Here is a 21804-nt window from a genome sequence, read left to right on the forward strand (position 1 = left end):
GAATTATCCCGCCTTAGCCCCAAAACTGGGGTAGAGTCGGCCCGAAGCGGTACGAAACCCTCAGCGCAGGCGATTCGTCGTCGGTCCGCAGCGATGGCAAGCGGGGAGCACCCACCATGAGCACGGTCGAGCAGTACCTGGATGCGGCCACCCGCGCCAACACCGAGCGCGCGTACGCCGGCGCGACCCGTCACTTCGAGGTCGACTGGGGCGGTCATCTGCCGGCGACCGCCGATCAGGTGGCCCGCTACCTGGCCGCCTACGCGGGGCAACTCGCACTCAACACGCTCAAGCACCGGCTCGCAGCCTTGGCCCAGTGGCATCACGCGCACGGCTTTGCCGACCCCACGCGGGCCCCGATCGTGCGCAAGGTGCTCAAGGGCATCCAGACCTTGCACCCGAGCCAAGAGAAGCGCGCCACACCGCTGCAGCTCACGCAACTGGGCCAGGTGGTGGATTGGCTCGACGGCGCCGCGGCCGCGGCCGGCACGCGCGGCGATCCGGCCGGCCGGCTCCGGCACCTGCGCGATCGCGCCCTGGTGCTGCTGGGCTTCTGGCGCGGCTTCCGCGGCGACGAACTGGTTCGTCTGCAGGTGCAGGACCTGCGCCTGGTGCCCGGCGAAGGCATGACCTGCTTCCTGTCGCACAGCAAGGGCGACCGCCAGCACACCGGCCGGACCTACAAGGTGCCGGCGCTGTCGCGCTGGTGTCCGGTCGCGGCGACCTCGGCCTGGATCGCGGCGGCCGACCTCCACGAGGGCCCGCTGTTCCGCGCGGTCGACCAGTGGGCGGGGATCGCCGCCACGCCGCTGCATCCCAACAGCCTGGTGCGCCTGCTGCGGCGGATCTTCCGCGAGGCCGGCCTGGCCTCGCCCGACGACTACAGCAGCCACTCGCTGCGCCGGGGTTTCGCCGGCTGGGCCAACGCCAACGGCTGGGACGTGAAGGCGCTGATGGAGTACGTCGGCTGGCGCGACGTAAATTCGGCGATGCGCTACCTCGATGGCGCCGATCCGTTCGCCCGTGAGCGCATCGAAGCCAGTCTGCCGCCGATCGCGCCCCCGCGCCTGGCGCTGCCGGCGCCGGCTGTCGCGCCGGTGCCGAGCACGACAGTGGAGGCGACCATCACGCTGACCCGGCTCACCCCGCGCGTGCGCGGCCTGGCCAAGGCCCATCGGCTGATCGAGCAGATCTGCCTGCACCCCCACCAGGCGCAGCGGCTCGATGCCGATGGCACTCGCTACCGCCTGGCGATCGCCGCATCTGACGACGCGGCGCTGGAAGAAACCATCGCGATGCTGCTCGACGAGATGCACCGCATCGCCGACAACCACCAGTGCTTCCTCGCCGTCGCCTTGCGCGATGAAGCGGGCGGCCGCCATTGGGACTGAGCTGCGCATGACGACGCTGCACGAAACCGCCTACCCACGCCTCAAGCCCGATCCCACCGCCAAAGAACTGCAGGACATCTACACGCCCAGCGAGGCGGAACTTCAGTGCGTCCGAAGCATCACCAGCGGCCCGGCCACGCGTCTGGCCCTGTTGCTGCATCTGAAGCTGTTTCAGCGGTTGGGTTATTTCACGACACTGGACGAGGTGCCCCAACGCATCGCGCAGCACGTCGCCCAGGCCGTGGGGATGCGGCGCGTACCGGCCGACCGGTTGGCGAGCTACGACACGTCCGGTGGCAAGCGTGGGCACCTGGCCCAGCTGCGGGCGTTCCTCAATGTCCGCCCGCTCGATAGCGCCGGGCGTGACTGGCTTGGCACGGTTGCTGAAACGGCGGCTCAGACCAAACACATCGTGCCCGACATCGTGAACGTGATGCTCGAAGAGCTGGTGCACCACCGCTTTGAGCTGCCGGCGTTCAGCACGCTCGAACGTCTCGCGATCGCCGCCCGCGAACAGGTCCACGACGCGCACTACCGCCAGATTACGGACGCGCTGACGCCGGCGATGCGGGCGCTGATCGACGAGCTGCTGCTGACGCCGCCGGGCAGCCATCACAGCGGCTGGCACGCGCTCAAGCGCGAGCCCAAGCGGCCGACCAACAAGGAAGTGCGCCATTACCTGCAGCACATCCAGCGCCTGCGTACCTTGGCCGAGCAACTGCCGCCGATTGATGTCTCGGTGCCCAAGCTCAAGCAATTCCGCGCGATGGCCCGCGCGCTCGATGCCAGCGAACTGGCCGAACTGGTCCCGGTCAAGCGCTATGCGCTGGCCGCGATCTTCATCCGTTCGCAGTACCGCAAGACGCTCGACGATGCGGCCGACCTGTTCATCCGGCTGATTCAGAACCTGGAGAACACCGCGCAGCAGAAGCTGATCGCCTACCAGCTCGAACACAGCAAGCGCGCCGACGCGCTGATCGGCCAGCTCCGGGAGATCCTGCAGGCCTACCAGGTCGAGGGCACCGATACCCAGCGCGTGGATGCGATCGAGGGCGTGCTGGTCGCCGACATCAGCCTGCTGATGGCCGAATGCGATGAGCACATGGCCTACGCCGGCCGCAACTACCTGCCGTTCCTGCTGGCGCCGTACGGGACATTGCGCCCGCTGCTGTTCAACTGTCTGGAGATCATGGGCCTGCGGGCCGCCAGCCAGGATCCCAGCATGGAGCACATGATCGGCGCCGTACTCGCGCTGCGCAGCCAGCGTCGCGAGGCGGTCGACGCGGCCGGGCTGGGGCTGGAGGTGACCACCGACCTGACTTGGCTGTCGGCCGCCTGGCGAAAGCACGTGCTGCCCAAGGCCTTGGCTGCTGCCAGCCCCGGCTGGATCCACCGCAAGTATTTCGAGCTGGCGGTGCTGGCGCAGGTCAAGGACGAACTCAAATCCGGCGACTTGTACATCCCGCACGGCGAGCGCTACGACGACTACCGCGAGCAGCTGGTCGACGAGGCGACGTTCGCGCAGGAGCTGGACGCCTACGGCGAGGTATCGGGGATCGCCACCGACGCGGCCGACTTTGTGCAGGGCTTGCGCACCGAGCTGACGACATTGGCCGATGCCGTCGATGCCCGGTTTCCGGACAACCTGCACGCCAGCGTGGTCGACGGGCGATTGGTGCTCAGGCGCCTGCAGGGCGCCCAGGTAACGCAGGCGATCGCCGCGGTGGATAGCGCGATCACTGAACGCCTGCCACCGACCAGCATCGTCGATGTCCTGGTTGACACCACCCGCTGGCTGGATCTGCACGTGCACTTCCGTCCGATCGCCGGCACCGACGCGCGGGTCGACGATCTGCTGCGGCGGGTGATCACCACGCTGTTCTGCTACGGCTGCAATCTTGGGCCGACCCAGACCGCGCGCTCGGTCAAGGGTTTCAGCCGGCGTCAGATCTCCTGGTTGAACCTGAAATACGTCACCGACGAGACCCTCGACAAGGCGATCGTCGAGGTGATCAACCTGTACAACAAGTTCGAGCTGCCCGGTTATTGGGGCAGCGGCAAGAGCGCCTCGGCCGACGGCACCAAGTGGAGCGTGTACGAGCAGAACCTGTTGTCGGAGTACCACATCCGGTACGGCGGCTATGGCGGCATCGGCTATTACCACGTGTCCGACAAGTACATCGCGTTGTTCAGCCACTTCATCCCGTGCGGCGTGCACGAGGCGGTCTACATCCTCGACGGGCTGCTGGCCAACCGCTCCGACATCCAGCCCGACACGGTGCACGGCGACACCCAGGCGCAGAGCTTCCCGGTGTTCGGGCTGGCGCATCTGCTAGGCATCAACCTGATGCCTCGCATCCGCAACATCAAGGATCTGGTGTTCTCCCGGCCGGAGCCGGGGCGGACGTACGAGAACATCCAGGCACTGTTCGGCGACAGCATCGACTGGAAGCTGATCGAGACCCACCTGCACGACATGCTGCGGGTCGCGATTTCCATCAAAGTGGGCAAGATTACCGCCTCGACCATCCTGCGCCGGCTCGGCACCTACAGCCGGAAGAACAAGCTGTACTGGGCGTTTCGCGAACTGGGCAAGGCCGTGCGCACGTTGTTCCTGCTGCGCTACATCGACGATGTCGAAGTGCGCAAAACCATCCACGCCGCCACCAACAAAAGCGAGGAGTTCAACGGCTTCGTCAAATGGGCGTTCTTCGGCGGCGAGGGCATCATTGCCGAGAACGTCCAGCACGAGCAGCGCAAGATCGTGCGTTACAACCAGCTGGTGGCCAACCTGGTCATCCTGCACAACGTGGAGCAGATGACCCGGGTGCTGGCGGAGCTGCGGCAAGATGGCGCTAACATCAGCCCGGAAGTGCTTGCTGGGTTGTCGCCATACCGGACCAGCCACATCAACCGGTTCGGCGACTACACGCTGGACCTCAAGCGCGAAGTCGAGCCGATCGATTTCTCCAGGCGCATTCTTGAGTTCACGGCAGGTCACACAGCATGAAAGCCATCCTGCTCGTGGGTCTCGGAGGGTTCATTGGCGCGGTCGCTCGCTACAAGCTTGGCGGCGTCGTCCTACACCTGACCGCACAAGAGCGCTTTCCGTACAGCACGTTCGCCGTCAACGTGCTGGGATGTCTCGTTGTGGGCATTCTTGCCGGCCTCGCCGAGCGGTTCGAGCTGTTTGGCCCAAGCACAAGATTGTTCCTCTTCACCGGCCTACTCGGCGGGTTTACCACGTTTTCTGCATTCGGCCTTGAAGCAACCCACCTGTTGCGGCGTGGCGAGCTGTGGGTTGCCGTGCTGTACGCGGGCGCAAGTGTTGTACTCGGCATCGCCGCAGTCTGGCTGGGCATTAAGGCAACGCTGATCAAGTAGCTGCACAGCGATTGCACTGATCAAGATGAATTCGATGAAGCGATTTTTGTCCCTACATGGACTTTTGTAGCTTGAACCTTGCAGCGGTCGGGGATTTTCACCCCCATCGCTGCCCACCAAGGGCATCTATCCCGCCACACGGGCACGCGCCAAGTACAGGTTGGCCAGCCCCAACACCACGAAGCTGCGATTGGCATTCTTCTCCAGCCCTCGGTAGCGCACCTTGCTGAAGCCCCACAGCCGCTTCACCACCGCGAACACGTGTTCCACCCGTGCCCGGATCCTGGACTTGTTGCGGTTGCGCTCGGCTTCATCCACTTCGCCGCCCTTGCGCACCCGCTGGTTGGTGAAGTCCTTGGCATGCGGCGCATGCTCGCCAATCAGGGCCTTCTGGCTGGCATAGGCACTGTCGCCATAGACCCGCCGCTCCTCCCCGTGCAGCAGGTCCTCCAGCAAGTGCTTGTCGTGTACGTTGGCTGCGGTCACCGCCGCGCTGTGCGCCAGCCCCGTGCGGCTGTCCACGCCAATGTGCAGCTTCATCCCGTAATACCACTGCTGGCCTTTGCGCGTCTGGTGCATGTCAGGATCGCGGGCCTTGTCGGCGTTCTTGGTCGAACTCGGTGCTGCGATTATCGTGGCATCCACGATCGTGCCGGTGCCCACCTTCAGGCCGCGGTCCTCAAGCACGTCTCCCACTTGGGCGAACAACGCTGCGCCCAACTCGTGGTGCTCCAGCAAGCGGCGGAACTTCAGCAGCGTGGTGGCGTCGGGCACCCGCTCGCGGCCCAGGTCGATCCCCACGAACCGCCGCAGCGCCGGACTATCGAGCAGTGCTTCCTCGCATGCCTGGTCGGCCAGGTTGAACCAGTGCTGCACGAAATACATCCGCAGCATCCGCTCCAGCCCCACCGGCGGACGACCGTTGCCAGGCTTGGGGTAGTGCGGCTCGATCACCGCGCACAGCGCCGACCACGGCACGATCTGCTCCATCGTCGAAAGAAACACATCCCGGCGCGTGGGCCGACGGTACTGCTCGAACCCAACTTCCTGATCCGCCGCCATCGCCAAGGTCTGCTGCTTCATCGCTCGATTCCCGCTATCCAATACATGAGACTATTTTCTCAGGTTTTTGAGACTTGATCAGCGTTGCCTTAGACAAATTCGCGGCACCTGGCGTTACTTGCGGAGCGGTTGCCTCATGAATCCAGCAGGCGTTTCAGGTCAATCGATGGCGCTTCAGTGGCAAGCACGATTGTCGGTCATCGAGAAAAACCCCCAGGGCCGGACGAAGCCGGTTTCACCCACGGATCACATCGTCTTGCCGCGATGCATACGCGCCGATCGCTAAGCTCGCTTCAACACCCTTACCGCACAACAACAACGCTGCGACAGCGCGTCGGCACCCGGCGTCACTCTCGCTCAAGGAATTCCCCATGAAAGCCCTCGTCTATAACGGCCCGCGAGATGTCAGCGTGGTCGATGTCCCCGATGCGAAAGTCGAAAAATCCACCGATGCCCTGGTGCGCATCACCACCACCAATATCTGCGGCTCCGATCTGCACATGTACGAAGGTCGCACCGACATGCAGGCCGGGCGCATCCTCGGCCACGAGAACCTGGGCGAGGTGATCGAAGTCGGCGATGCGGTGGATCGGGTCAAGGTCGGCGACCGCGTGTGCCTGCCCTTCAACATCGGCTGTGGTTTCTGCGCCAACTGCGAACGCGGCAAGACTGGGTATTGCCTGACGGTGAACCCGGGCAACGCCGGCGGCGCCTACGGATTCGCCGGCATGGGACCGTACGAAGGTGGCCAGGCCGAGTATCTGCGCGTGCCGTATGCCGACTTCAACTGCCTGGTGTTGCCGCCGGATGCGCAGGAGAAGGAGAACGACTACGTGATGCTTTCCGATATCTTTCCCACCGGTTATCACGCCACCGAACTGGCCGGCGTGCAGCCTGGCGAAACGGTGGTGATCTACGGCGCCGGGCCAGTGGGACTGATGGCGGCGTATTCGGCGATGATCAAGGGCGCCAGCAAGGTCATGGTGGTCGACATGCAGAAGGACCGCCTGGCACTGGCCGAAAAAATCGGTGCAATCGCGATCCACGACGTGGAAGGCAGCGGCGTCGAGCAGGTGCTCGAACTCACAGAAGGCAACGGCGCCGATCGCGGCTGCGAATGCGTCGGTTATCAATGTTTCAACTGCAAGGGCCATGAAGTGCCCAACCTGACCATGAACAACCTGGTCAAGACGGTGAAGCCGACCGGCGGGATAGGCGTCGTGGGCGTGTTCATTCCCGAGGACCCGGGTGCCGAGGACAAGCTGGCCAAGCAAGGCCACCTGGCTTTCAACTTCGGTGAGTTCTGGTTCAAGGGCCAGCAGATCCGCACCGGCCAGGCCAACGTCAAGGCGTACAACCGCCAACTCTGCAACCTGATCCAGGCAGGCAAGGCCAAGCCTTCATTCCTGATCTCGCATGAGTTGCCACTGGCGCAGGCGCCCGAGGGTTACAAACGTTTCGATGCGCGCGAAGACGGCTGGACCAAGGTGGTTTTGAAGCCCGGTGGCTGAGTGCGGGCAATCACTAGCTTCACAAACCTGCCTGCAGTCAGATTTTCCTGTGGGAGCGACGTCAGTCGCGATGAGGCATTACCGGTAAAGCTTCATCGCGACTGACGTCGCTCTCACAGGATCAGCAGGTCGGAAGAGGCTGTATGTCCGTTTCTTTTTGTCGACGCGCATACTGGCCGGCACCCTCACTGCAGGTTCCCCCAATGAAACAAGCCATCTGGAACGACACCACCCTGGCCAGCAGCGACGCTACGGTCGTAGTCGAAAACAACCACTATTTCCCCTTGGCGTCGCTCCCGCGCGAATACTTCCGCGAATCCAGCCACACTACGGTATGTCCGTGGAAAGGCACGGCGCACTACTACGACGTGGTGGTCGGAGATGCGGTCAACGCCAATGCGGCCTGGTACTACCCGGAGCCGAAGGACGCCGCCAAACAGATTCGCGGGCATGTTGCGTTCTGGAAGGGTGTGCAGGGGACGTAGAAGGGGCGTCGCTTCGTACGCAGCGGCCACCCTGCTTTTGTGGGAGCGACGTGAGTCGTGATGAAGCTTTACCGGTAATGCCTCATCGCGACTCACGTCGCTCCCACAGTAGTTGCACCAACCATTGCCGCCGCACGAGGACGCCGCAGCTTCGCGATCGCGACGAGCTTTGACGAGGTTGGCTCGCACGTCATCGATGGCCAAACCCCGCGTGGGATCGGCTTTGAGTGCGTCGTAGGCCACGGCGACCTCGGTGCGCAGCCAATGCTCGCACTCAGCAGCGAGAGGGGGATAGCGGTCGCGCTCCATGCCTCACTCTAGGCGTCGGCTCTGGGAGCAGCATAGCAACCCGGGGCTTGCAGTGGCACAGTCGTCGCTGGAAACTTTAACCATGCCAATGACTTAACTCGCTTTTAGCTGTTTTTTACACGAATCCCTGCCGACCCTCCAGTTGGGGCGGCCCTTCCAGTCGAGCGAGCTACCACTCAGCGACACGGACCTTTTGGAGGATTTGCTGCACTTTGCCTATCGGCTTCCCATTGCAGAGGTTCAGCGGCACGCGCGCAATTGCGCGCTGAGCTTGGCAAGGCAAGCCGGACAGGGTCAATCTTTGTTCACATCTCTTATCCGGCGACTTATGGACGGTGAGTTGGACGCCCCCTTGCAGGCACTCGGAACGCTGCTCGCTGCCGACAGCGCGAACCTCGAGCCCGTATTGGGCCGCGCCGTAGCTGCAATGGTCAGTCACCGTGACATTGCGGTAGCCGAGTCAGCCACGCTCTTGTCGCATCGGTGGGGGCTGGCTGTCTCTTTGGACGCGACGCCACTGCCACTCTTCTATCTCCTCGAATTCAGTGACCTGCCAGAGAGCGACCAGGCATTCACGGACGAGAGAACTGGTGCAATGCGCGTCGAATCGCCGCTTGGCTGGACTCGTATGTTGCGCTCGACGGCACGTCACATTGCAAAGGCGGCAGACATCGAGGAGATGACAGTCCGCCGGCGCGCGGCGATGTTCATCCAGGATTGGGGTGGACTTGAGGCCTTCGGGCCCTCTGGTGTCAAAGAGCTTGAGGCTCAGCTTCGTGTCCTTGATATGCAGATCACTTACATGAAGCCACACGCCTACATTGCCATTGCTGCCCTTCGCCACGTCGCAGGGGAACTGCGCCTGGCCGGCAAGTTGGAGAGCCGGGACAGTCCGATGCTGTTGGAGAAATTGGGCTACCCCCTTCCGCCTCGGCCATTGATGCTCCCGCGAGTTCGTCCCGAGTGGATTCGAAGGCCGCTGATTGACCGAAGTGCCGGTTGGTCCGAGCGAGAGCAGAAGTGGATTGACGAGGTTGACGGCGATGTTGCCCCTTTCCTGGCGCACTGCGACGGCCAAGTCGTGGCCGAGGTGTCTCGCTTCCATATCCACAAGGCACGACTGTCAGAGCACCGCTTCTACCGCTTTAGAGCACCTTGGGCAGAGACTGATAGTGAAGACTTCGACGATTGTTACGCCAAGCTGCCCATCGCTGTTTGGCTAGGCCAGTACGTCCCACTCGACAATGATCTGGCACCAACGCTGGTAAGGCGAGTTGTCTGCTCCGTGGACATGGGCTTTGACACAGCGGCCAATCCGTTTGCATTATGCCCAAACTGGGTTGAGGGGCTTCGCTGGCGCGCTCATGACGAGACACCGAGCGTATTCTTCGATGCGAGCGGAACGGTGGTCGCAGAGCTTCACTGGTGGCGTGACGCCGGCCCGGTTGGAATCGATGCGGATTCTCTGTGGGGCGAGGGTTGCTACCTCGTTGTGACGCCGGCTGGCCTGGAGCAACTCACCGCCGCTTGTGGGAAAGAGTCCTTAGCCGTTAACGTGTTCGCAAGCAGGCATATAGAGCAGCCGAGTAATTGCGGGCAAACTCTCCTAAGAACGGCGAAGGGCGGATACTCGGTCTAAGGCCATCCATACTCCGCTTCGATCCTAGACGCTTAACTACAGGCTGTTATCGCTGACGACAGCCCTTCTGGCGTAAGAACTGGAAGGACCGCTATGCGAGCGCAGCCTGCACCCACGCTGCCACGCCGCCCCGCTACCCGTTGAGGTAGTCGGCCTGCATACGCCCACGGCCCAGCAGATCCGACTGGGCCATGTTGGGCGTCACAACCTGGAGCGGCTCACCTGGCGATGCCAGCTGGCCCCATATCGGCTGGACATCGAATTCACAATGAGCCAACAGGACCGAGTATCTATGCGGGGCGCAACACCAAGATGACTAGCCGGCTCCATCTCACCCATACGCATCATTCAAAGCGCTGTTCCCGTCGACTTTGATCTTGCGCCTCCCGCTGTCGCTCTCTTCTCACTGTGAGCTCGACCCGTTCAAGCCTTTCCGCCGCAAGATTTCTCACTTCAGCCAATGGATGCTCCAGCAGCTCAGCAAAAGCTTTGGCCCGAATTTCTATGATGTCAGCCAACGAGCTAGACCAACTCATGGGCTGGATTCCGGCAAACATCACATCGACGATGCATTGCTTGTCCACTGCGGCTTCCAGCAAGCCTTTGATGGACGCACTGAGGACAACGCGTTTGGGATGCTCTAGTGGTATATCGCTTGCCTCTACAGTTGAGTAGGCGCAAGTCGCTGCAGCAACGCGCACGATCCGATCTTGATCGCCACGACACCAGGCAACCAGTCGATCCACCGGTATACTACTGAGTGACGGCGACGTACCTCCGAACCTATACTTGAAAAGGTGATCAATCAAACGACGCTCCCTATCGTCGCCCGTGAAGATATCTCCAAGGACAATCTCCGGGAAGTTGCGGAATAGCGTTGTGATGAGGACTTCGAAGTCAGAGCTACGAATTCTGAGATCATCCAACCCTTCGCAAAGCAACCTCACGATCTCTTTGACTTCCTGTTCTGGAGCCGACTCAGATAGGCACTGCTGGGCGATGCGCTTGGTCCCTCGGATGCGCTTCAGTTCAGTCTGTCCGCACTTCCCCGCGAGTAGACCGCGAATGGCGACGCGCCCTGCCGAAAGGAGATCTTCATTCGGCGCATAGTTTCCGCCTCTCCCCGCGAAGAATCGCATTTCCAGCACACTAAGCGTGGTGTAGAAGCCATCGTGCCGCTGGTTCAATATGGTGAATAGTTCCGTGAGCTCGCTGTCGGTAAGGGACTCGTGCATGCGGCCATAGGCAAGCTGACCAAACCGCCACGCTTCGAACTCTTCCCCTCGTGCCAACTCAATGAGCATATTGAACCCCCATGGGCCAATCTTGATGGCGCTGAGCAGGTAGATGAAAAACGCCCGCAACAATGGATGATCCAGCACGCGCTCCAGCATCACCATGGCCAAGCCGGGGTCGATATCGTGCGCAGCGCTGATATAGCCTCGAAGCATCTGTGGATTGAGCTCCGCAGGCACTTGCAGTTGCACCAGGCTCAAGAGACGCTCATAAGTAGCAAGTAGGTCGACGCTGCCTTGCGCCAGCCCAATGCCGAAAGGATGCAGTGCATCGAACTCGCCCGACCAAATCCCTGGACCCAATCGCTCTAAGCAACTTAGCTCTGCTGCGGCCATCTCACCAAGAGAGATGATCTTCTCTTGGATCATCTCGTCACTGAAGGTTACTTGCTCCCCCCTACTCTCGATGTGATCCCAAGTATTGGACAGCACATAGGCCTCGATCTCCGAATAGAGGTCGGATGGTGCCGCAACGCGCGAAAGTGACTCCAGCCGAGCCAGTAGGTCGGGATGAGCTGAGTCGCCATCGAAGCCAAGCGTCTTCTTTACCGAGACCCACATCTGCGGCCACTCCCCCTTCGAAGCATGATTTCTGACTATCTCCTCGAGATCATCAAAACAGCCCGCAAACGTCCATAGTTCCCGAAAATGACCTGCCAGGAGTGAGCGCGCCCATTCGCGAAGAGTCAAGTCATCGCATGTAAGCGCCGGTCGCAGCAAGTTCAAGAAGCCGACATACCACTCGAGCTCTTCGGCACGCGTTCGCGGCTGCCAGCCAGCATCACGTCTACGTGCACCGAAGTCGAACGCCGAGAAAGACGTCCAGTGCGTCGCTTCGAACGCAGCATGGAACAGCTCGGCTGCGATCTCGCGATGCCTCTCGGTGCCCGACTCGAGTAGCTTGCTGACAAACGCGCACCGCCGTTCTGGTCGCGCCAGCGTACCTGACAGGTGCAACGAGAACAGATGCCGCATCTGTCCAACTATGCTGTCCCTGTTCTCACCTGACTTCTCGGCCTCGGAGAACTTCAGCATGACCGTCGCAGCACGATCAAACTTATCCTCGTCGTAAGCTAGCTGGTGCAGCAGGCGCACGAACAACCTGAAGTTTCGGTTCTCGCGCGAGGCAAAGCCTGGCTTGGTTGCGGCGTTCTCGATCAGCTGCAGCACGGTCTCCGGGAATACCGGCGCTATGTATAGCAATGCAGACAGCGTGCCTTCGTTACACGATCCAATATCATGCAGCGGTCCGCCGGGGCTCACCCAACTATTTGCCATCCGAACCGCAGGCCCGAAATCGTGCAGGTATCCCAGTCGATGCGCACATGAGACGAAAAGTCGGAGGTTCTCTGGCTTTAGCAGCTCGGCATTGATTGCGTCGACAGGGATGTTCTCCAGCGCACGCTTCGCCAAACGATTGGCAAGTGCATGAGGAAGAACTGCTCTCCACTCACCACGACTCTGCGCGAGCTGACGACGCATCAACTCAGCCTGAGCCCGATGCAGACCACGACGATCGAGGCCAACGACGGCACTTAGGACGCCAAGCTCATCATTGAACTCGGACGAGGAAACATTGAAGGAATAGACGAGCGATAGCGCTTCAGCGCATTCCAGAAGTTCATTGGACGCTCCTTTTCGTTGACTGAACAACCTATGGAAAAGGTCCTCGTCGGAGAAGTTTGTCAACGTCTCATCTGCATCTACCCGGCTGGCCAGCGCGATCGCGATGCGCGAATTGCCCCCGGAAAATTCGGCGATTTTGCCAGCGTTCAACTTCCCGATGTCTGGGTGCCGCCGCTGGATCAGCATCGAGACCGTCTCCTCGCTGCACGGCTCGAGGTGGATCACTTCGGTTTCCTCAGGACGATCGTCCGAGATGTCGTACTCGATTGTCAGAAGGCTGAGCATCGCGCTACTTGCGGAGACCTGCTTCTGCAACTGCCGATGCACGTCTGGCGGGCAGTTGTCCAGCACCAATTGAACCGCATGATCGTTAGCCACGATGTATGAAACTAGCTCGGATGCCGTCGGTGTCAAGTTCTCACCCAGGTCGGCGTAGATTGCGCTAGCTGGTGACAAGGCCTCCTCACCAACGTTCGCCTCAAACAGGGCCTGCGCGAATCGCGTCTTCCCCACTCCGGAGAGGCCGGTGATGCGAACCGCACTACCGCGGCGGCGCAACCGTTCTCGAGCTAGATGTATGCCCTCAGAAACAGGCATGGGAGTCTTTGCGCTCGAGTTCGCGTCAATCACGCAGGGGTGGTCATCAACAAGGAATGCGTCGTTCTGGGCTGGGGGAGTAGCTGCCCACCTCCCGAAAGGCCTCCAGCCGGACAAGGGGCGGCCGAGGCGCGCACGAACCCACAGCGCAACGCTTGGATGCCGCCGTAGCCAAGTCGCCAATCGATCTCGACCATAAAAGTCAACGCGCAGAGACGCTTTTCCAGGAAGGATCCCCGCGACCGCCTCCATCGCCCGCACTCGACTCGCCAACATGCTGTCTGAACAATCGTCCTTGCCACTAACGATAATGTAGGCACCATTCCGATCGGCAAGATCTGCAAGTACGAGCTTTGGGGTGCCACCCTCCAACATCTCGTCCCTGCATGCCGCCGCACCCATAGCACGCTTCTTGACCTGGAAACCGCAGATCCCACGAGGAACAAAGCCGTCGTTGGACGGCAAGTCCATAGCCTCAATACGGACATCCAAACCGCCATCAGGTGCCTCCTGCGCACCTCCCCACATAACGCTCTTCGGCCGACGCCCCTGCTGGATTACCTCCGCTTCGCAAAGACGGGCAACCAATTCACGCAGATCGCCAGCACTGAGCGCCGTGATATCTACAGCATCAAGTTCAAAAAATCTCATGATTCCCTTCCCGCAATGATCGGGGCACGCGCATCAAGGCATTAAAGACGGCGCAAAGCAATTTGTCGCCTAGGTCAGACTGCCCAGAATTCTAGGAGCCTGGAAACTGTGGAAGGAGAACCTCCTGCTCCAGCGTCCCCGGATGCGTTTCCACATGAATGGCCAAGTCATTCCACCCGATGGATCGACAAGTTCGAGACATTGCGCTAGACACCGATTCAGCCGTTGGCTTGAGAGCGTAACCGAGACCAATGAGCTCCCTGGGATCCATCAACCACGGCTTCAGGGTGAACCCCGCCTCGGCGGCAGATCCTGCGATGACGGCGCCAATCCTCATCCCGCCCTCATCCAAGTCGCCGAAATGGAACGCCTGAGTTGTCTGGCGAGGAAGTGATTTCAAGATCAGCATGTAGACCTGTCTCCAGGATGGGGACGGCATACCACCGGTATAGAGCAGTACGAGGCCGACCTGATCAGATGCAGCCTCAGCAAACTCATGGAATGTCTGTCGATTCTCAATGGTAAGAACACGCCAGCTCGGCACGGCTGGATTCGGCACGAATCCAGCGATGTGGGCAGGAGCGAAGCCGAGATATGGATGAACCACTCCCACCACCGTAGTCGACGTAACAACCGTAAGCGGACCTGAGATCAGTACGGGCAATGGTTCCTTGTGCAGGCCTATGGCCGAGAAGACCTCGCTACTATCAAGTCCAGATGGTGCAATAGAGTTGAACCAAAGCAAATCGATCCATTTCACGATGCCCTCCACTCGCTTGCTGTCACCAAACATCATGGCCGAAACCCGGCGCAACAGTTCGTCCCTGACGACACCTCGCCTTGCTGAAATGAGTCTGATTGCATCCAGTATTTGCGCTACAGAAGCATCGGTAGCCTCTTGCCCGCGAACCTTATGGCCCAGCGACCAGCGCTCAATGACCTCGGTCAGTACGGGGAAAAGGCCGGTGTGAGTGTCCAGCATGGAACGGGCCTCTGATACGGAATCACGACGAAGTCGTGCGCCCAAGAAGTTCGCCAGCTTTGCGAGGTTCAGTACGGCAACGCCCGCAACATCTAGAGGCGGCTGCACCATCACCTTGGCCTTGATTTCGATGGCTCCAGAGCGCTCAGCCAGTTCAAGTTCGGAACGAAACGCTCTTGCATCCTCGATGCTGCGCAGGCTGAAGAACTCTGGGCATGATGACTCTGTCAGCCTGAGAGCTATTCGCTCATCCTTGCCACGACTCACTGCTTTCTGGGAGCGATTGAAAATTGACGTCAGGAAGGCCCGGGCTATAGTCATGCAACGACCCCTTCCCCATGGGGCATTCGACTTGCTTCAACACGCTTGAGCTCTTCCTCGAGAAGCTCGGGATGCTTGCGCCAGTTGTCGGAATCCAGAATTACATGACCATCGTCATCAATGCGGACGTGTTTGATGGAGATAAGATCGTCGTCACGGTACATCTCGATGTAGGTATCCACCGATTCGTTGATCTTACCCAAGGCATCGTCCGGTGCCGCGACGATGGGCTGAAGGCCCAATGCCTTCAGGTACTCAAAGACGGCACGGGTATTCACTGAGTCAATCTTGTCACCCAACTCATCGAAAATTATCAGCGACATGCCGCCTTGATCACCGCGCAACTTTCCCAATGCGCGCGCCATCGACGCTGCAGCAACGATGAAAAGAGGCGCGCGGTGCTCGCCCCCGGAACCCTTGTCCATGCGCTTTGAGAAGTCGGTCACCGTCACACCATTGCTGCGAACGTCAATCTCGAAGTTGAAGAAATTGCGATAGTCCTCCAGAAGCCTGTTGGCCTCTGCATCCTTTCCCTCAAGCATCGCCCTGAACTCAGGAGGAGCATCCACCTGGCCAGAGAAGATATCCCCCTCCAGTCCCGCACCAGCCACCTTCAGTATGAATTTGTACAGCGACTCATGATCCTTATTGAGATTGGTGACGAAGTGATACTTCTCGTTGTTCGAGAATGGCGGCAAGCGCTCCATCGTACTGTTCAGCTCATTGAGCGTGCTGCGCATGCTGGCGAAGTGGTCGCTCAGGCGGGCGGCGATCTGCACCTTGAACGTTTGCTCTGCCGCTTCTGCAGCTTCCGCGGAAAGCACTTGGTAGTGATGGAGCTCGGATTCCTCTAGCCGTTGCTTCTCCTGAGCCATTGTCTCGCACATGGCGCCCAGGTCGCCCACCGCGATATCCATCTGAGGATCGAATTGGTTTGCGTACGTGGACATGTCACTTGCCAACGCCTGCACTTGGGAAGACAGCTGATTGCCACTTCTAACCGTAGCGTCACTGATCTTCGCCACAATCGTATGCAGCGATAGGCCGGAACCATCAAACTCATCGCGTTTTGTTTCGAACCACTCATCACCCACGTATTCATTGCGGCGACTGAGAGCCGCCTTTGAGCAGATTCCGTTGGTTCTATCCGCAAGCTCGTCTAGCCGTCTCTGTGCTTGCCGGAAAGCCTCACCATGAGTTCCGACGTCTCTGCTGCTTTCTTCCAGCTTCGACTGTGCTGCCAAGGCAGCTCGCCTTGCCTCTGTGATGAGCAGCTGACGAGCAAGGAGATCAGGTGCGCTTGCGATCTCTTGCATCGCCGCCTTTGCATCAAGCGCGGATTGCTCCTGAATGTGCGAGTTCAGCCATCTTTCAATGTCCTGGATACGTCCTTCAAGTCCCACCAACTTCTCAAGGGCTTCAACCAACTGGCGCGACCGGTTCGCCTCCTGCTCGCACTCGGCTGCGTTCTGCCCCAACGTGCTGCGCTGCTGCCGAAGCACCGCCAGGCGATGGCTGGCATCTTGGCGTCCCAGCACCAGTTCCGTTGCAGACAAGGGGCGTCGACGGCCGAAATCAGCACGTCCAGCCTGCTCGCCAGTACGGGTGAAGCCCTCAGGGCTATCCGTAGTGACGCGCTCCAATCGCTCCAGCCGGCCGAGTCGAAGACGGATATAGTCCACCGCCACTTGATTGTCACCCGCGATCAGATGCGCGAGACCCATTGGCGGAACTACACCCATATCCGCCTTCGACTTCACCGGGTTCACCAACAGTACTGAATCCGGCTTTGTATCCCACGGAATCTTGTTGAAAACGGACAAGGCATCCTCAAATTTGCCGCTACGGACAACCAGGGCAGTGCGCGAACGACCAAGGAATCCCTCGATTACGGGTGCCCAGTCAGCATCTGTGACCGTGACCAAATCGCAGACGGGCGTGCACAGAAGTCCTTTATCTCCAAGTATGTTCACAACTGCTTGGACGGCCGGCGGGAGTTCCGCTTTGCCTTCTTGGATGCGTTTGATCTGCTCGTTAGCGATCCTAAGCTCATTTCCGAGCTTGGACAGCCTCTGCTCGTCATGGTCTAGCTGACGCCTTGCCGACTGGATGATCGGAGCAACCCGCATGCTGGACTCGCGCAATGCTGCCGAGGCCTGCGAAACGTCAAGCACAAGCGCATCGGATACGGATGTGCTGGAAACCGCGTCAAGAAGCTCAACCCAAGGCATCGCCAGATGCTGCCAGCCTCCGAGATCGGGTTTCACGCGGTTGGCCTTCTCGAAGCCCGCCACCACCTCGCGAAGGGCCTGGGCCACATTGGTTTTGATAGGTCTAAGTGATCTCTCTCGTTCGCTGGCCAGGTCACGGGCGGCACTGATCGCCGGATCTGCTGCTGATTGAAGCTCTAGTTCGATGTGCACGCCGTTGAGTCGATCATGCTCTGCCTTGGCGCTGTCGACTGCGTTCTGCGCTGCCTGATGCCTGTCCCGCGCTTCATGCAGCGTAGTTTGTGCCGCATCAACAGCATCCATGTGTTGTTCACGCTCATAGTCATCCAACAGCGCCCTATAGGTCGCTGCGTGCATCCGAGTCTGAGTAGCCTTATGACCGGCTGCGATCAAGCTTTTGACGTACTCAAGCCTGTCCAGTGTTTCCAGAACCTTGGCTTGAAGCGAGCGCAGATTGTCGAGCTGGGAGCGGAAGTTCTTGAGCTCGATAGGATGGGCATCGACAATGTAATTTCGAACAAAGCTGCTGGTGTCAGGAACTTTCTGCAGATTAAGCGCATTCTTCATCGCTCGCCGAAAAGCTCTCGGGTCGATGCTGCCCCCTCCTTTGGGGCGCAAGGCGAACAACATTGCTTCAACCTGCTTCTCCGCCGACGGAGGCACTGCGAGCCTACCATTCACGCGACTGACTGCGTCCTCCATCAGCTTATTGAACGTTCCCCAGGCCAACGGCAAAAGTTCCGCCTCGGCGTTCGCTTCAAGATGATCATCTAACGCGAGCGCAACCCCTTGGACCACATAGCGCCCGTAGACGTGCAGCTTTGGGTCGCCCACTGATGCGCCCAGGGCCAGGCCAACCGAAACCGGCGGCAATTCGCCCTCAGTGTCGCGAAACACCATGGTCAAATAGGACGTCGCATTCTCACGAATATGCTCGTCACCGCGATAGTAACCGAGGCAGTATTCGCGCACTGAACGCCCCCGAGTGCCTGATACGCCCCCTGACTGCGCATTGAGATCGATTTGATTCTGATCCCCTCCGTACAAGACGATCTGCATCGCATCCAGAATCGCAGATTTTCCCGATCCGTTAGGCGCCACAATGCCCGTTGCAGGACTAAAGCTCAGGGTTTCGGCACGGAATAGGAAAAACTGTACCAGGTGAAATTTCTCAAGCAGATACATTGCCATCCTCCGTGACTTCATTCATTGCGTCGAAAGTAGCTGCATCCCCCTCACCTGCCACTTCCTTGCGGAAGGATTCCAGATGGCTCAAGTATTCCTTCCGCAGCAGATCTCCGATCGCGGGATGGATGCGAACCTTCGCGAGCTGATTCCGTACATCGTCCCTGTCCTCAAAGGCAGCAATCCCCCAGCGCTTGAACTTGGCCATCAAAGAGCGGAAGTCCCCAGGCGAGGGAAAGTCCCTGCCCGTTTCCTTCTCGTAGTGCTCTTGCAAGTCAGGCAAATCGACGAAAGTTTCGCCATTTGGCTCTTCGCGCCCCTCGAAACGGACGCGATGATGAACGCCGGCGAGCACCAACAGCAGCAGGGTTTCGTCCTTGCTGGCTCGCTGTTGGGTCAGTACGTGCACGGGCCGCGCCACGATGTACTGGTAGTTGGTGTCGTGCAACAGCTCGATGCCGAGGGGACGAACTACCTGCTCAAAGTCATTGATATTTCGGCTGACAATGCCGTAATCCTTCCGGGTCGCCCGGTCCGAGGCGGACAAGACCTGGTGGGTTACTAGCCGATAGGCCGCCTGCTCGTAGTCCTGCTCCTCGTACATAGTGTCGCGGCTAAGCGCCTTTTCCCAGTGGCGTGCCATGTCATTTCACCTTGGTGATGTAGAAGTCCGGCATGTCCAAATACGGCCCGGCAATTCGTTCATCACCGGCGCTTTGGAAGCGATATCCAGGTAGTCGCTTTGAAATTCCTTCATGGTGCTTCTTTCCGAGGCCTGTCATTGCTTCCTGTGCGTAGGTGGACAGCGTCTGCACCATTCGAAATTGCTTGATACCGGTGATGGGAAGCTGAGACGCCCGGATCTGCCTACCTCCTCCCATGACACCCTGCAAGTACACCCTCACCTCTGTTGGCATGGCGGTACGCGCATCACGCGCACGCCTGTGCAGGTTCATCCGCGCCTCCTGCTCGGCTGTCATCTGCCGCGGAGAATCCGCGGTCCTGGGAATGGGCGGACGGGCGATGCGTGGTTGAAACAGGAGTTCACCGGAAAGCAATGCTCCGGGCCCAACGGGCATGGAGGCGTCGAAGTTCTCCGCAGCATTGACTCCGGCGATAGCCTTTTTGATCCGTCTCTCGAGCTGGCCCGGCGCGCGAAGCTGGTACTCGATCATGGCCAGCATGCGACGCTCGATATGGCGCTGATCCTGGCCCAAGCGATCGAAGTAGTCTTGCAGACGATAGACATTGCTCAATCGCCTGATCGCCTTCTCATAGACAGCCTCAGCCGTGCCTTTATCACCTTTGTAGCGTCGCTCGGCCAACCACACGATGATCCGTTCCCGATGATCCCCGTAATGGATTTCCTGAGTTAGGCTCAACACCTGCGCCTTTCGTGCGAGGGGGTGATCGGCGCCAGCCAAGTCCGCATAGTCAGCCATGACGTGCTTGGAAATGTAGTCTTCAAACAACCGACGGATAGCCGCCCCGGGGGTCGCGGACTTGAATATCTCGCGCTGCAGGGTACGCACGTTCAGACTCATGGCGGCAATCCCGGACAGAAGCGCATGGGCGCTGTCGCCGGCGTTTACGAAGTCGTCACCGTAGACATTGCTTGCAGGATCAAGCACCCGACGTAATGTGTCTTCAATGGAACGCATCTTCGCGCCCACCATCGCCGGCGTGTCTTCTGTGAAGACCTGCAAGGTGGCAAGGAAACGGCTTACCACAGCAGTCATGGACAGAGTGCGCGTGAGTCCCACCTGCTCTTCTTCGAACCAGCCATTCTCCGTGAGATGGCTCAAGTACATGTTGGCGCGAATGTTGAGCGGAGTGAGCTGGCCTACCCCCTCTTCTGCCTGCCAAGCGTCATCGTGTTCGAGGTAGTTCTCGATGAACTGCGTCAACTGCCGCCGTTCCCAGCCGGTCGCCGGGGGAACCTCAGCCTCTGGCCCGAAGAATTCTTCGTACAGACCCAAGAGCAGCCGCCAGTAGTTCTCCCGATTTGCCGAGGCCAATGGGCGAAAGAGTTGCGATGGCAGTACCTCAAACAGAGAGCTGGACACTGTGCAACTCCACAGAAGTTGGGCTATCTACTTCACATTAGCATAAACGCTAACATATCATAAACGCTAACTTAGCATCAATGCTAAGCTGCGTGTCATCTGACCCCGGCCCAGCCCCATGCCCCGCCCCCGCCCCAATCCAAACAAAAGTCCGGAAACACTTCGAGCCATCGAAACGCTGCTCCTCTGGGAGGGGCAAGTCACCAATGAGCGAGTACGCCAAGTGTTTGATCTGCATATCACCACGGTAAGTCGATTGCTAACCCAATATGCTGAACTCAATGGAGGCGGCCTTGAGTACCGAAGCCATGTGCGCGGATACGTGGCGATGTCTGGCTTCAGACCCCTCCTAACCGAAGGGCTGATCGAAGAGTACCTTGCGTTTGAGCGCCCCCAGGAAGCTACAGGCTTTATCGAGAGCTCCCAGCTTATCCTCGGCGGCGTTGAACGACGCCACTTCGCACTGCTTAATCGTGCCTGCAGAGAGGGCAAGGGGCTCGTTGGCGAGCACCGGTCCATGCGCAACCCAGCACCTCGCACCAAACGACTGTTCCCTCATGCGCTGGTGCAGGCAGGCAGGCGCTGGCATGTTCGCGCATTTGTCATCGCCGAGGACGAGGCGGAAGCCGGACGCTTCCTGGACCTGTCTATAAATCGGCTGAGCGGCTTGAAACAGCTGGCTGATCCTCGGCCAGAGCGGGCCGAGCCTAGCCAGGACGCCGCCTGGCAGACACAGGTAGAGCTGTCGATCGTCCCCCATCCGCATCTGACACCAGATCAGAAGGATATGGTGCGTATCGAGTATTTCGGAGGTAAGGCAGCCTACAGGTTAAGAACCCGTGCCGCACTACTCCAATACCGACTACATGAACTGCGCTGCGCCACCGATGCAGAGAAGGAGCCGCCGAACGAATTTCACCTCTGCGTCGACGATCCAACCGCGATCCAACCGTGGCTATTTGGCGAGCTGAATTAGCGGATGGCATGATCGTAGCCAAACTTGAGGCCCGGCACGGATACCGCGCTACCCCTGCCTGGGTAGCTACCCTACATAGGAACCGTATCAGAT

13 protein-coding genes are annotated in these 21804 nt (G+C 59.8%); 7 read left to right on the plus strand and 6 right to left on the minus strand.

Annotation, left to right across the window (positions count from 1 at the left end; translation table 11 throughout):
- The first annotated feature begins 116 nt into the window (after positions 1–116).
- The 3 genes from C2U58_RS18580 to crcB are packed head-to-tail and all read left to right on the plus strand — an operon-like array spanning position 117 to position 4775.
- A complete protein-coding gene (locus C2U58_RS18580; protein ID WP_102947205.1) occupies positions 117–1391 on the plus strand; it encodes a tyrosine-type recombinase/integrase in 1275 nt (424 codons plus the stop codon).
- Positions 1392–1398: 7 nt separating this feature from the next.
- Complete coding sequence (locus C2U58_RS18585) at positions 1399–4401, plus strand: Tn3 family transposase (protein WP_102947214.1); 3003 nt, start codon at positions 1399–1401, stop codon at positions 4399–4401.
- Positions 4398–4775 carry a fluoride efflux transporter CrcB gene (gene crcB / locus C2U58_RS18590; protein WP_102947206.1) on the plus strand — a complete coding sequence of 126 codons (378 nt, stop codon included), beginning with the start codon at positions 4398–4400 and terminating at the stop codon, positions 4773–4775. The genes C2U58_RS18585 and crcB overlap by 4 nt, the downstream gene beginning before the upstream one ends.
- Positions 4776–4901: 126 nt before the next feature.
- On the opposite strand, the gene C2U58_RS18595 is transcribed toward crcB, so the two are convergent.
- Entirely contained in the window at positions 4902–5858 is a 957-nt protein-coding gene (locus C2U58_RS18595) for an IS5 family transposase (RefSeq protein ID WP_102947207.1), read from the minus strand.
- 350 nt (positions 5859–6208) lie between these two features.
- On the opposite strand from C2U58_RS18595, the gene C2U58_RS18600 reads away from it, so the two are divergent.
- The 3 genes from C2U58_RS18600 (at position 6209) to C2U58_RS18615 (ending at position 9781) form a co-directional block, all read left to right on the plus strand.
- Positions 6209–7348, plus strand: coding sequence for a glutathione-independent formaldehyde dehydrogenase (locus C2U58_RS18600; protein WP_102947208.1), 1140 nt, complete (start codon positions 6209–6211; stop codon positions 7346–7348).
- A 203-nt stretch (positions 7349–7551) separates the two neighbouring features.
- A complete protein-coding gene (locus tag C2U58_RS18605) occupies positions 7552–7833 on the plus strand; it encodes a DUF427 domain-containing protein (RefSeq protein WP_102947209.1) in 282 nt (93 codons plus the stop codon).
- Between the two features lie 511 nt (positions 7834–8344).
- Entirely contained in the window at positions 8345–9781 is a 1437-nt protein-coding gene (locus C2U58_RS18615; protein WP_216362419.1) for a hypothetical protein, read from the plus strand.
- 344 nt (positions 9782–10125) lie between these two features.
- Here the strand turns inward: C2U58_RS18615 and C2U58_RS18620 are convergent, their stop codons facing one another.
- The 5 genes from C2U58_RS18620 to C2U58_RS18640 all read right to left on the minus strand — a co-directional run bounded on the left by C2U58_RS18620 (position 10126) and on the right by C2U58_RS18640 (position 20735).
- Entirely contained in the window at positions 10126–13950 is a 3825-nt protein-coding gene (locus C2U58_RS18620; protein WP_253256787.1) for a hypothetical protein, read from the minus strand.
- 91 nt (positions 13951–14041) lie between these two features.
- The gene (locus C2U58_RS18625; RefSeq protein ID WP_102947211.1) at positions 14042–15253 is read right to left on the minus strand and encodes a Wadjet anti-phage system protein JetD domain-containing protein; all 1212 of its coding nucleotides are present in this window, start codon (positions 15251–15253) and stop codon (positions 14042–14044) included.
- A complete protein-coding gene (locus tag C2U58_RS18630; RefSeq protein ID WP_164171574.1) occupies positions 15250–18669 on the minus strand; it encodes an SbcC/MukB-like Walker B domain-containing protein in 3420 nt (1139 codons plus the stop codon). Before C2U58_RS18630 ends, C2U58_RS18625 begins: the two co-directional genes overlap by 4 nt.
- A complete protein-coding gene (locus C2U58_RS18635; protein ID WP_102947213.1) occupies positions 18656–19312 on the minus strand; it encodes a DUF4194 domain-containing protein in 657 nt (218 codons plus the stop codon). Before C2U58_RS18635 ends, C2U58_RS18630 begins: the two co-directional genes overlap by 14 nt.
- Position 19313: 1 nt before the next feature.
- Positions 19314–20735: a Wadjet anti-phage system protein JetA family protein gene (locus C2U58_RS18640; RefSeq protein WP_049400904.1), complete on the minus strand. Its 1422-nt coding sequence runs from the start codon at positions 20733–20735 to the stop codon at positions 19314–19316.
- 118 nt (positions 20736–20853) lie between these two features.
- On the opposite strand from C2U58_RS18640, the gene C2U58_RS19945 reads away from it, so the two are divergent.
- Positions 20854–21711 carry a hypothetical protein gene (locus C2U58_RS19945; protein WP_146027645.1) on the plus strand — a complete coding sequence of 286 codons (858 nt, stop codon included), beginning with the start codon at positions 20854–20856 and terminating at the stop codon, positions 21709–21711.
- Positions 21712–21804: the final 93 nt, after the last annotated feature.

It is taken from the genome of Stenotrophomonas sp. VV52 (genome assembly GCF_002893095.1).
In the GTDB taxonomy this organism is placed as follows: domain Bacteria; phylum Pseudomonadota; class Gammaproteobacteria; order Xanthomonadales; family Xanthomonadaceae; genus Stenotrophomonas; species Stenotrophomonas aracearum.

Coding starts and splice junctions, on each gene's coding strand:
- C2U58_RS18580 (WP_102947205.1), top strand. CDS start 117: ATGAGCACGGTCGAGCAGTACCTGGATGCGGCCACCCGCGCCAACACC.
- C2U58_RS18585 (WP_102947214.1), top strand. CDS start 1,399: ATGACGACGCTGCACGAAACCGCCTACCCACGCCTCAAGCCCGATCCC.
- crcB (WP_102947206.1), top strand. CDS start 4,398: ATGAAAGCCATCCTGCTCGTGGGTCTCGGAGGGTTCATTGGCGCGGTC.
- C2U58_RS18595 (WP_102947207.1), bottom strand. CDS start 5,858: ATGAAGCAGCAGACCTTGGCGATGGCGGCGGATCAGGAAGTTGGGTTC.
- C2U58_RS18600 (WP_102947208.1), top strand. CDS start 6,209: ATGAAAGCCCTCGTCTATAACGGCCCGCGAGATGTCAGCGTGGTCGAT.
- C2U58_RS18605 (WP_102947209.1), top strand. CDS start 7,552: ATGAAACAAGCCATCTGGAACGACACCACCCTGGCCAGCAGCGACGCT.
- C2U58_RS18620 (WP_253256787.1), bottom strand. CDS start 13,950: ATGAGATTTTTTGAACTTGATGCTGTAGATATCACGGCGCTCAGTGCT.
- C2U58_RS18625 (WP_102947211.1), bottom strand. CDS start 15,253: ATGACTATAGCCCGGGCCTTCCTGACGTCAATTTTCAATCGCTCCCAG.
- C2U58_RS18630 (WP_164171574.1), bottom strand. CDS start 18,669: ATGTATCTGCTTGAGAAATTTCACCTGGTACAGTTTTTCCTATTCCGT.
- C2U58_RS18635 (WP_102947213.1), bottom strand. CDS start 19,312: ATGGCACGCCACTGGGAAAAGGCGCTTAGCCGCGACACTATGTACGAG.
- C2U58_RS19945 (WP_146027645.1), top strand. CDS start 20,854: ATGCCCCGCCCCCGCCCCAATCCAAACAAAAGTCCGGAAACACTTCGA.